The organism is Sorangium sp. So ce1504 (assembly GCF_051521635.1).
GTDB lineage: Bacteria > Myxococcota_A > Polyangia > Polyangiales > Polyangiaceae > Sorangium > Sorangium cellulosum_B.
Genome location: NZ_CP150365.1, coordinates 1169723 through 1181356 on the forward strand (window position 1 = coordinate 1169723; position 11634 = coordinate 1181356).

An 11634-nucleotide genomic window follows, 5' to 3' on the forward strand; every position below is an offset into this window, starting at 1 on the left:
ATGAACTCGGAGAGCTGGGACCGCATCCATGAGGAGCTCGCTTCGTCGTGCGTCCACCTGTTTCGCGACAACGGCGTCGAGCTCCGGCGGCTGGACGACGGGACGTCGGAGGCGACGCCGGGCAACGCGGTGGTCTCCTTCATCGGCTTCACGGGCGACCACCTTCGCGGGAGCCTGACCATCGTCGCGCCCGTGGCGCTCATCACGCGCAGCCACCCGCTGCGAGAGCAGCGCGAGATCGACGAAGACATGGTGTGCGACTGGGCGAGCGAGCTCGCCAACCAGCTCCTCGGGCGGGTGAAGAACCGCCTGCGCCACCTCGGGCTGGTCATCGTGCTCTCGACGCCGAGCGCCGCGATCGGCGAGCACCTGCGCGCCAGGGAGGAGCAGAGCGACGGCTTCCGGCGGCTCCTGTTCGCCGCCGGTTCCGACCGGCTCGTCGTGCTCTTCGACGCGCTCGCGCCCGACGACGCGCTGGAGCTCGAGGAAGTGAACATGCCCGATCCGCAGCCCGAGGGCGAAGTGCTGCTGTTCTGAGCCGGATGGCCGTACACGCAAGAGGAGACACGTCACATGGCCAAGAAAATTCTTCTCGTCGAGGATTCGAGTACGGTCCGCCAGCAGGTCGGCATTCTCCTGTCGGGGGCGGGTTATGGCACGCTGGAAGCGGACAACGGCCGAGATGCGGTCGCCGCGGTCGCCGCCCACAAGGATGAGCTGGCGATGATCATCGCGGACGTGAACATGCCCGTGATGAACGGGATCGAGATGATCCAGAGCCTGCGGGACAAGGGGCTCGCATCGGGGGTTCCGATCCTGATGCTCACCACTGAGGGGCAGCCGGAGCTCATCGAGAAGGCCCGGAAGGCCGGCGCGAAGGGGTGGATCATCAAGCCGTTCAAGCCGGACCTCCTGCTCGCCGCGGTGAAGAAGCTCGCCGGCGAGCCCTGAAGCCGTGGCCGCGCAGGCCGCGGCCTTGGTCCGATAGAGAATCGTCGCACCCTGGTACCACGGAGAATCGGCGCCTGCCCCCGGTGTTGGACGGAGCTACCCTGCGGCGCTGGACAGCGCTCGGTGGTTGCGGTGCAGCGCCGATCCGTATGATCTTCCGTGCGGGAGATCACCCAAGGCGCCTGAATCGACAGAGCTGGTCCACCGGCCTCGGTTGACCAGTCGACTATCCGTTGGCGGAGAGGAAGAAGGAAAGATTCACAGGGAGGCGGGGAGGCGGGGAGGAAGAAAAAATGAATCTCTCGCTCTTGCCGTCTCTCGCTCCCCGCCTCCCCGCCTCCCTGTGAAATTCCTGCTTTCTCTCGTGGTTTCAACTCGCTTGTCGCTCTAGCTCCGCGTCTCACCGCGGTCTCGAGGCCCGACGAGCCTCTCGCTCGGCGCGGTGCCACCTCCTCTCGCTGCCTGGCGGCGACGCGCCAGCCGGGGCGGAAGCAGTGGCCTTCAGCGCGTGCGGGGCAGGAACGCCCCGTGGAAGGTCTGGGGCGAGGCGTGGAGCAGGTGGACCCGCGCCGCTGGCCCATCGTCCAGGTGCGCAGCGTCCCAGACGTGGATGGCGCTCTTCCCGGCCTTCGCGTCGGTGACCACGGCGAGCACGTGGCCGTCCCCCTCGGGAGCGCCGGGCGCGCGCGGCACGAAGACGGGCTCCGACGGGCGCTCGTGGTGTGCGACGCGCGCCAGGGTGATCGCGCCCGTGTCGACGTCGACGCGCGCGATGCCGTTTCCGTGCGGGTCGTCGGCCCGCCCCTTCGTGGCGAGGAAGACGACGCCGTGCCGCTCCCCCTCGACCCGCGGGTCGGCGCGCGGGTATTCGCCGACGACGCCGCCGAGGTCCTCCACGAGGAGCTGCTCGCGGCTCGGGCGCACGCGGTGGCGCACGAGGACGCCGCCCTCGACGGAGGCGAGCTCGGGCCGAGCCGGGTCCTTGCCGATCGCGCCGAGCGTGGCGAGCGTGCGGTGGCGGACGAGGTCGACGACGAGGTCCTCGCCGTCGTCGTAGGCGTTCGCGAAATGCCACTGGAAGAACGCGTCGACGCCGAAGCGGCGCACGCGGGAGACGTCGTCGATGTCGACGACGATCACCTCCGTGCCCCGGCCGGGCTCGAAGCGCACCCAGGACTCGAAGCCTCCCCACTGGAGCATCGCGCGCCCCACCCGGATCATCGCGGGCGAGACGAAGAACACGAGGTGCCGGCGGGTGGCGCAGAAGTCGTGGAGCATCACCGGCGCCGGGAGCGGCACCGCGCCGAGCGAGCGCGCGCGCCCGTCGTCGTCGATCGCGTAGAGGTCGAGCTGGGTCCTGCGCCCGTAGCGGACGCCGAAGTTGTAGCTCGTCTTCCTGGCGGCCACCCGGTGCGGGTGGGCCGAGAAGGTGGAACCCACCGCGCCGCCGAGATCGCTCTCGCCGAGCGTGTCGAGCGTCGCGGGATCGAGCTCCGTCGGCCTGCCGGCCTCCATGAGCGCGAACAGCCGGCCGCCGGCGAGGAAGGCGCTCGTGTTCGCGACGTTCTTGCCCTTCTTGCCCTTGCCCTTGCCCTGCAGCGCGTGGAGCACCCGCTTCGGCCAGGGCAGGGTCGAGCCATAGAGCCGCCGCCCGGCCGCGAGCTCCTCCACCAGGCCGCGGCTGCGCACGAGGCGGTGCGCGCCCTCCGCCCGGCCGCCCGACAGCCGCACCGCGAGCACCCCGCCGTCGGCCTCGAAGGCGTGCGGCACGCGGACGCCGAAGAGGGTCGCGCGGGCCGGGCCCACGCGAAAGAGCGTGCCCTCGAGGCCTTCGGGCAGCGTCCCCTCGATCGCGAGCGGCGTGAACCCGTACTCGGCCTCGAGGTCGAGCGGGTGATCGAAGGCGCGCGCTCCGCGAGCGGCTCCCGTGGAGGCGCCCCCCGCGCCGGCGAAGGCGGCGTCGAGGGCGGCGTCGAAGTCGGGGGCGGACAGGGCGATGGACATGGGACCTCCGTGCGGCCGATGTGATCGTCGATCGCATCGGGGTCGTGATGACGCAATCATCAACTGCATTGGCAGGCTTCGAAGCGGCCGCCGGCGGCGGCGCCGGCGCTCGTCAGTGCAGCCTGTCCTTCGCCTCGGCGAGCTCCTCGTTGATCCGGTCCACGAACGCGTCGAGGGTCATCGGGCCCTTGCTCGCGGCGGCGGCGGCCTCGATGGCCTGCGACGCGAGCGAGGTGAGGCGCTCGACGTAGGCGAGCTGGCCCTCGAGCTTCTCGTAGTCCCCGTCGACGAAGTACCCGCTGTCGTCCTTGACGTCGAGCTCGGGCGCATAGCGCTGCTTCACGTACCGCAGGATGGCGCACACGGCGACGTGGACCTTGGGGCCGGCGAACTGCGTCTTCGTCCAGTTGTAGCGGCTCCCCTCCTTGAAGAACTCGACCCCCGGCGCCGCTGGCAGGCTGGGGACGCTGACGCTGACGCGCGGCCCTCCGCCGCGCCCCGCCTTCTCCTGCGCTGCGCGGGTGAGGTTGCGCGTGATGGCCGCGGACTCCGCCAGCGCCTGACGCATCATGTCCGCCATCTTCGAGTCGCTGAGCAGCGCGTGGTACGTGTGGTTGATGAAGGTGCCTTCACCGTCGAAGTGAAAGTGGAGAGGCTCGCATTCGCGGTGGGGATAGAGCGTGATCCCCTCGAGACCCGAGCACGTCACGCGCCGATCGGCGATGAGCTCCTTCATGGTCTTGCTGGGCCAGCCGGCGGCCGCGGCCTTGGCGGCGAGATCCGCGACGAGCTCGGGGACGACGATCGGGTCGCGGAGCTTGCCCGAGTACGCGATGGAGATGCCCATGGTGCCTCCTGAACGATCTCCCCTTACTCCAGCGCCGTCGTCGAGGCCAGCGCGCGCCAGGGAGGGAGCCCTCGGCCGCGGCGACGATGACAGTGAAAGAGCCGCCGGAGCTCCCTCGCTCCGGCGGCTCTGCGCCGCCTGGAACCGCCTGAACCTCGACACCTGACCGCGAGGCCTGGGGCTCGACGGTTCCTTCACGTCTAGAGCGGATGTCCGCGTTCCGCTCCTCGCCTCCTCGCCTCCTCGCCGGGCTACTGGCAGGCTGTCGCGCCGAAGCAGACCGCCGGATCGTCCGCGAAGCGACGGAAGTTGTCCGCCTCCGGGTGGCCGGGGAAGGGAACGTAGTAGTAGACGGCCTTGTTGTCGAAGTCGCTGCCGTCGTAGTAGGTCTGCCATGTCAGCGCGTAAGCGACGCCGGCGCTCTTGGCGAGATCGAGGAGGTGGGTGTTGTACCAGTCCTCGGTGAGCGCGCCCTGCCCCGCGTCCGGAAACAGGCTCGTCACCTCGGCGGAAGAGAGCGCGACGGCGCCCGCCGAGCCGAGGCCGTAGTTGGCCAGGAACTCCGTCCGCAGGCCCTCATCGAACAGGGTGTCGTGCCACTTGCTCACGTGGTCTGCCGGGTAGAGCGTGAGCGACGCGCCCGCCGCGAGCTTGCTGACCCGGTGGAGGAGGTGCAGCCGGTAGGTGCCCGTCTCGGTGAGCGCGTGAGGCTTGCCCTTGGCCGCGCCGATCGCCGCGACGGCGCGCGCCATCACCTTCATGTCCTCGAGATCTGCCGGGGACGCCGCGCGCTCGTACGGGTAATAGAGATCGATGCCGAGGATGTCGATGAGGTCGTCGCCAGGGTACGCCTCGAGGTAGTACTCCTCCAGCAGCGCGGACGGCGGCTGGCCGTCGTTCTCGAGCGCCGCGATCGCCTCCTGGGGCGGGCTCTCGTACGCCGCGCCCAGCTTGGTGAGCTCCTCGACGAGGCGGGCCCGGAGCATGTCGCGAGAGAGGCTCTCTGGATCCCTGACCTTCGCCTCGGCGGGCGTCACCGAGCTGTCGCTCAGCTTTCGCACCTTGTCCGTCGAGTACGCGAAGATCACGTTCTCCATCCCCGGCTCGCTCCGGACGGCCTCGGCGAACGTGCGGTACGCGGCGCTGTAGGCGGCGGGGCCGGTGACGGCCTGATCGTCGTCGAGCAGGGCCTGGCAGTTCCAGTAGGGCTGACCCCACCAGAACCATCCGCCGGTGTGCTCGTGGAACGGACGGAGGACGATCGGCTTGCCGTCGAGCCCGTGCTCGCGGAAGAACTGGGCCACGTACTTCGCGTGGGCGACGAGCCAGTCGCGCGCCGAGATCCCGGCGTGGGTCCCCTGCTCGATCGGCACGTCGTTGGCGATCTTGCAGATGCACTTCAGGTTCTCCGGGATGTCTGCGCTGGAGCCGAGGGATCGCGAATAGTACGTCTCGGCATAGAACGGGGTGCCTCCGCCCTGGGCGTGAATCGGGACGCTCTGTCCGTCGACCGAGAGGGTGGCGAGCGGCGTCTCGATGGCGTCCGCGAAGTCCGAGGTGCTGATATCGTAGTTGCACGGGGGCGTGTGCCAGTCGAAGGCCACCATCCCGCCCGGCTGCTCCAGCATGTACGCCGCGGCGTCCGCGGTGACGTCGCGGCGATTCCAGGGGACGGGATCGAAGACCATCGCGTCGAGGGAGATGCCGAGTAGCCCGGGGTTCTCTCCCACGGTGGCGCCGGCGTCCGACGACCAGCCCCGCTCGCCGCGGCTGGCGGCGCCCGCCATGCTCGAGAACCAGTCGTTGGTCGACACGAACTGCTTGGTGCCCGGATCGTAGAGCCCCCACGTGATGGCGTTCTCGTAACCGAACCGGAACTTGCCGGCTCGAGACGACGTCCAGAGGTCCTCGAGGAGGTCGCCCCTCGGCGTGTCCGGAAACTCCGGCGTGTCTCCCGGCGCGCCTCCCGTGCCTGACGACGTGCTCGACGACGTGCCTCCCGACGTGCCTCCCGAGGTGCTCGACGACGCGCCTCCCGAGGAGCCCGACGAGGTGCCTCGCGAGGTGCCCGACGAGGCACCTCCCGGCGGCGTGTCCTCGTCCGACGACCCGCAGGCGGCCGTCAAGCACAGGAGGAATGCGGCATAAACGCGCGGACTGAGCGGGACAAGATTCATCGGTTCTCCCCTGCGAACGGTGCCAGTGACGAGGCGACACTAAAGCGTGTTAATCGGTTCAGTGTCAACGGCCATCTCACCAGGGGAGAGGTGCGCCGCCCCGGGCTTCGCGCCGATTTCACCCCGAGCGCCCCTCGGCGCTACGCTGCGGTGCGTCACCACGCAGCTGGCTCACCGCGAGCGCATCGCCGGCAGGTTCGGCCGGCTGCCGCCGGCGCGCCCTGTGCCGGAGCCCTGCCGGGACAGGTTCTTAACCGGTTCTTCGTTGATGGGGTTGCATCCAGCGAGCGCGCTTGAGCGCATGGCCTCGGCGGCCGAGGTGGCGACCCATCCCATGCGTCGCGGCGGAAGCGGTTCCTACCGCCCGCCACCCGCAGCTGGCCCGTGGCGAGCACCACGCCGGACAGCCGGACCCGCGCGCTCCTTCGTCCTCGTCCGCCTACCAGGCGGCCGGATCACCGCGCCGCCGCGGCGCGTCCGCCGTGGACCGGCGCTGGCACCGCTCACACGCTGCCGCTCACCTTCGCTGTACGGGTATTCCCGTCGAGCGACGACTCGATGGTGTACAGCGCTCCCTGGTAGGAGATGCTCCCGTCCTCACTCATGTTTCCGCCGCGCAACACGTTGGCGGCGCTCTCGTACAGAAGGAAGGAGGAGTGACCGGTGGGCACCGCGCTGGACAGCGTCCAGGTGCCCTCCGCGCCGCCCGATTCGATCACGAGGTGCTGCCGAGCGCCCGACGGGTCGATGAGCACGCCGAGCGTCGAGCCGCTTCGGTCGCGCGCCGTGGCGCGGAAGTGGAGGTGGGCAGCGGTGGAGAGCAACAGGGAGGAGGCGACTGGCTTCTGGGGGATGGACATGGCGGTGATGAACAGCTCCGTTGATGGACCTTGCAAGTTCCCGTGCGACGCGTCGTTCCGAGGCTGCCCGGCGGCCGAGCTCTCGCGGAGCCGGCGATCACGGGCCTGCGCCGGCGAGCGCGCTCGTCGGCTGCCAGGAGAGCCCGTCGTACCTCCGGGGAGAGCCCGAGCGGTCGAGCCGCTTGAACGTCTCGCCCGCCTTGAGGTGCCGCTGCCTGTCGCGATCGAATGGACCGCGCTGCTCGCTCGCCGGCTGGTACATGGCATCGCTCTTCCCATGCACCTGGAAACGCCAGCAGAGCCTTTGTTCCACACCGTCCACGACCCGCGACAACAACACTTTCATGGCCTATCGCTCTCTGCGCTCAGCGCGCGTGCTCGCGGGGAGGAAGCAACGGACGCGGCGGGATCGGCGAGCGCGGCCGCGGCCTTCCCGTCCGTACCTCGCCCAGGGCGCGCGCCTCCCTGACGTCCGCCTCGACCTCCGCCACCATCCAAGCCCTCGTCCTGCCCCGAGAGCGGCGACGGGCCTCCGGCGGAGCGGAGCGCGAACAGCGCGCTCGGGAGGAAGCGAGGCCACGATCGCAGGTCTTCCCCGAGCGAGCGCAGGACGGTCGGCGTCCGCTCGACGCGCGACGGCGAGATCGACACGAGGCCGTCGCCCGGCCTCGCGCTGCTCGGCGCGGCGGTGATGCTGGGCGTAAACACGTGGATCATCTCGACGTTCTCCCGAAGGCGGAAAGCACGCAAGGCGCGTGCATCCCGGGGCTGTGCATGAACTGCCTCGAACGTCGCTTGACGGCCGTGCTTGCCGCTCCAGGACCGACGGCCCAGACGGCATCACCGACAACTGCGCTGCGTGTGCGCAAACAATGTATAGCAGAAGGGACGGCCGCTGCACCACGTTTATCGGCGGAGCACACACCGATTTCACCGGCACGATGCTTTTTCGCGGCGCGGCGCCCCGGGCCTCATGAGAGATGTCTCTTCCAGGGAGGGGAGCTCAACCCTCGGCACCCGTGGTCCCGGCGTCCAGCCGGGCGACCTGGCGCCTGCCGGCCATCTGGAGGATGCCCATCCAGGCGATCACGCGGATGACCTGGTAGGCCGGGTCGATCTCGAACCAGCGCACCGCGAAAGTCGGGCTCTGCGGGTACTTGTGGTGGTTGTTCTGGAAGAGCTCGCCGAGCGTCACGAGGTCGAGGGCGAGCGTGTTGCGCGAGTCGTCGTCGCTGTTGAAGTTGCGGTAACCGTAGCGGTGGCCGCACCAGTTCACGATGGCGCCGTGGAGCGGGCCCATCGTCCAGTGGAGCGGGACAAACAGGAACTGCCACCATTGCGTGGCGAAGGCGATGTAGAAGAGCGCGTAGCCCGTCCCCCACGCGAGGCGGCTGGCCCACGAGTTGCCGATGCGGTCGAGCGCGCGCCACTCGGGGTAGCCGCCCAGAAAGCGCGGCTCCACCTCCGCCGTGCCGTCGCAGATGGCGTCGTAGCGCTTCGCGGTCGACAGCATCATGGAGACTGGCTCCGCGTAGTAGCGTGGCGAGTGCGGGTCCTTCGGGGTGTCGCTGTACGCGTGGTGCATGCGGTGCAAAATCGCATACGCCCGGGGCACAAGGTACGAGGAGCCCTGCGTGACGTAGGTGAGGAGATGGAAGATCCGTTCCCAGCGCTTCGACATCGTGAACATCCGATGCGAGGCGTACCGGTGCAGGAAGAAGGTCTGGAAAAAGACCGATAGCGTCGAATGGGCGATCAGGATGGCGACGAATTCCATGGCTCGCTTGTACACCCAGGCTGGGCCCACATGCGGTCAGCTCACGGTCACGATTCGCGAGGTCCGTTGCCGCGTCGCTCGTGCGAGCGCGTTCTTATGCCACGCGATTTCGTCCGTGGAGGCGAGTCCGTAACGGGCGAGTTCATCGACCGGAAACAATGCTGTGCTGACAGGCGCCGCGTCGCCCCTGCAGGTATAGCGCATCACGGCATCACGCAAGCGACGTCACACGCCGCCTTATCACGACGAGCCGAACGTTGAGACCGTCAGCGGCGGCGGATCGTTCTTGACATACATGGGCGCTGCGTACAGAATGTCTCAGTAAGCCATTCGAGCGTGTGCCGAAGAATTCGTCGCGCTCGGGGTCCAGGGGCTCGCAGCGGCGTCGCGCGGTGCGGGCTCATCGAGCTTGACGTGGGATAGCTCGTCCGAGCGCTCCATCGCGGCGGGGAGCTGGCGCGGCCGGCCGTCGCGCGGCGGCTCGTGCGCCGCAGGAACAGGGTGCCTCGCTGCGTCCTGCTCGTGACTGGAGCCGCGCGATCACATCGAGGTGCACGCATGCAGATCCGCGTAGGATACGAGCTGCTCTACGAATTCCCACGACCGACGCCGGTGATCCTGACGCTGAGCGTCCACTACTCGCGTGCATCGGATCTGGTGCGGCCCGATCACATGCTCACCAGCCCGTCGATCCCGGTCCGAGCTTACCGGGATGCCTTCGGCAACTGGTGTAGCCGTATCGTCGCGCCGGCGGGTCAGCTGAAGATCTCCTCCGACGCGGTGGTGAACGACACGGGCGCGCCGGACCGGGTCATGACATCGGCCGAGCAACACCCCGTCGATGCGCTGCCAGAGGAGACGCTGGTGTTCTTGCTGGGCAGCCGGTACTGCGAGACGGATCGCCTGTCGGAGGCGGCGTGGGACCTGTTCGGCCAGTCGCCCACCGGCTGGGGTCGCGTGCAGGCCGTCTGCGACTTCGTTCATCGGCACATCGCCTTCGGATACGAGTTTGCGAGCCCTACCAAGACGGCGGAGGAGGTGTTCAACGATCGGAGAGGCGTCTGCAGAGATTATGCGCACCTCGCGATCGCGCTCTGCCGTTGCCTGAACGTTCCGGCTCGTTACTGCACCGGCTACCTGGGCGACATCGGCGTACCTCCTCCCCACGGGACGATGGACTTCTCCGGCTGGTTCGAGGCCTATCTCGGTGGCGAGTGGCATACGTTCGATGCGCGCAACAACGTGCCTCGCATCGGGCGCGTGCTGATCGCCCGCGGGCGCGATGCCGCCGACGTGGCGATCACCACGACCTTCGGCGAGAACACGTTGCGGAGCTTCCGCGTCTGGACGGATGAGGTTGTGGGCTAGCTCCGCCCGGGGCAGCCTCGCGCGGTGGCCGCGCTCATGGGGGCGGTGAGGGTGCTCGTCGTGAGCTCGCTCGAAGGCGCCGCAGCGCTGTCTTCTTCGACCGCCGCCGGAGCGATGTGACGGCGCTGCACCGCCGCCAATGTCGTCGATGCAGGAGACGGCGGTGTGCAACTTGGACGATCGGGTGGTGTGGTGATGGCGTCATGGCATTGGGCCGCCTCGGTGCGTCCGGCCGCTCGAGGCGAGTCGGCGCACATGCCTGCTCTCGGTCAACGTGGTAGTCTGCGCGCCTATGGATAACGCGCAGGGCGACGGTGTCGATGAAGGAGACTGGGGACGACTTCACGTCACGCGCGCCTGCTGTGGTGCAGGCGTTTGCAGGAACTTCGCTCCAGAGCTCCTGGGCGAGGTCGCGCCCGCGCACTGGGAAGCCATGGACGGCGACGTCCGGGGCCGCGGCCCCGCGGTGCTCGCGGGCACCTATGATGAAGGGGCCTTCACCGGCATCCTGCGCCAGCCCCGGAGCCGGGCCGACCTCGAGGCGGCGCGCTCGGCGGTCGCCGCCTGTCCGGTCAACGCCTTGCGCCTCCGATCGTCGTCGCCATGCCGCGCGCGGCCCGGCGCGCTCGGCGCCCCGTTCCGCGCCTGGCCGCGCCGCATCGAAGGGGACGTCTGGGCCCTCGGCCATCCCGCGCGCGAGAACGCGGGCGCGACGGCCTACTTCATCGAGCGCCCCGGCGGCGGCGTGCTCGTCGACCTGCCGAGCCCGACCGAGGCCGTCTTCCGTTTCCTCGAAGAGCGCGGCGGCGTGCGGTGGATCTTCCTCACCCACCGCGACCACACCGCGCACCACGCCGAGTTCGCGGCGCGCTTCCCCGGGTGTCGCCGCGTCCTCGGCGCCGCGGACGTGAACCCGCGCGGCGACGGGCGCAATCCGGCCACCTCCGATGTGGAGATCAAGCTCAGCGACCGCCTCGAGCCCATGACCCTCGACGGCTCGCCGCTCGCCGACGGCGACCTCGCCGGCGCCGAGCTCGCCGTGCTCTCGCAGCCCGGCCACACCGCGGGCTCGATGTGCCTGCTGTACCGGGGCCGCTTCCTGTTCACCGGCGACCACCTCGCCTACTCGCGCCGCATCGGTCAGATCGTGGCGTTCCGGCTCCAGTGCTGGAACGACTGGGAGCGTCAGATCCGCTCCGTGCGCCGCCTGGTCGCGCTGGCGGGCGCTGGCCACCTCCGCTTCGCGTGGCTCCTGCCCGGCCATGGCGAATGGCGCCGCCTCGAAGGCGACGGCGGCGCTCGCGCGACGGCCGCCGAGCTGGAGCGCGCGCTCGCCTGGATGGAGCGGCAGGCGCCTGGCCACGTCCCTTTCTTCCGGTTCATCCCCTGGTTGCAGAGCCGCTCGTATCCCGGCACCCGCCTCGCGCGCGCGGTGCACGCGATCGGCGGCGATGGCCCCGGGAGCGAGGCCTGGGTGCTGCCGCGCGCCGCCCGGCCGTACCTGCCCGATTACCGGCCGGAGAAGGTCGCCGCCGCGTGGCTGCGGCTCTCCCTTGTCGCGGCCACGGCGCTCGGCGCCGCGGCGGCCGCCGCGCGGCTCGCTGCGCGCGCGGCGGGGGCGGTCGCGAAGAGGAGGGCGTGAGGCGGCCT

At 69.7% G+C, this 11634-nt stretch carries 11 protein-coding genes; 4 read left to right on the plus strand and 7 right to left on the minus strand.

Going from position 1 to position 11634, the window contains the following annotated elements; genetic code table 11:
* Positions 1–537: a chemotaxis protein CheX gene (locus WMF39_RS04415; RefSeq protein WP_437744298.1), complete on the plus strand. Its 537-nt coding sequence runs from the start codon at positions 1–3 to the stop codon at positions 535–537.
* A 36-nt stretch (positions 538–573) separates the two neighbouring features.
* Positions 574–951, plus strand: coding sequence for a response regulator (locus WMF39_RS04420; protein ID WP_437744299.1), 378 nt, complete (start codon positions 574–576; stop codon positions 949–951).
* 501 nt (positions 952–1452) lie between these two features.
* Here WMF39_RS04420 and WMF39_RS04425 read toward each other — a convergent pair.
* The 7 genes from WMF39_RS04425 to WMF39_RS04455 form a co-directional block, all read right to left on the minus strand.
* Positions 1453–2955, minus strand: coding sequence for a carotenoid oxygenase family protein (locus WMF39_RS04425; RefSeq protein WP_437744300.1), 1503 nt, complete (start codon positions 2953–2955; stop codon positions 1453–1455).
* A 112-nt stretch (positions 2956–3067) separates the two neighbouring features.
* Entirely contained in the window at positions 3068–3802 is a 735-nt protein-coding gene (locus WMF39_RS04430) for a hypothetical protein (protein WP_437744301.1), read from the minus strand.
* Between the two features lie 251 nt (positions 3803–4053).
* A complete protein-coding gene (locus WMF39_RS04435) occupies positions 4054–5979 on the minus strand; it encodes a glycosyl hydrolase (RefSeq protein WP_437744302.1) in 1926 nt (641 codons plus the stop codon).
* A gap of 503 nt (positions 5980–6482) precedes the next feature.
* Complete coding sequence (locus WMF39_RS04440; RefSeq protein WP_437744303.1) at positions 6483–6839, minus strand: hypothetical protein; 357 nt, start codon at positions 6837–6839, stop codon at positions 6483–6485.
* A 97-nt stretch (positions 6840–6936) separates the two neighbouring features.
* Positions 6937–7185, minus strand: coding sequence for a hypothetical protein (locus WMF39_RS04445; protein WP_437744304.1), 249 nt, complete (start codon positions 7183–7185; stop codon positions 6937–6939).
* The gene (locus tag WMF39_RS04450; RefSeq protein WP_437744305.1) at positions 7182–7556 is read right to left on the minus strand and encodes a hypothetical protein; all 375 of its coding nucleotides are present in this window, start codon (positions 7554–7556) and stop codon (positions 7182–7184) included. The genes WMF39_RS04445 and WMF39_RS04450 overlap by 4 nt, the downstream gene beginning before the upstream one ends.
* Positions 7557–7842: 286 nt before the next feature.
* Positions 7843–8616, minus strand: a complete 774-nt coding sequence (locus WMF39_RS04455) for an acyl-CoA desaturase (RefSeq protein WP_437744306.1) — start codon at positions 8614–8616, stop codon at positions 7843–7845.
* A gap of 558 nt (positions 8617–9174) precedes the next feature.
* On the opposite strand from WMF39_RS04455, the gene WMF39_RS04460 reads away from it, so the two are divergent.
* Complete coding sequence (locus tag WMF39_RS04460; RefSeq protein ID WP_437744307.1) at positions 9175–9984, plus strand: transglutaminase-like domain-containing protein; 810 nt, start codon at positions 9175–9177, stop codon at positions 9982–9984.
* A gap of 292 nt (positions 9985–10276) precedes the next feature.
* Positions 10277–11626 carry an MBL fold metallo-hydrolase gene (locus tag WMF39_RS04465; RefSeq protein ID WP_437744308.1) on the plus strand — a complete coding sequence of 450 codons (1350 nt, stop codon included), beginning with the start codon at positions 10277–10279 and terminating at the stop codon, positions 11624–11626.
* Positions 11627–11634: the final 8 nt, after the last annotated feature.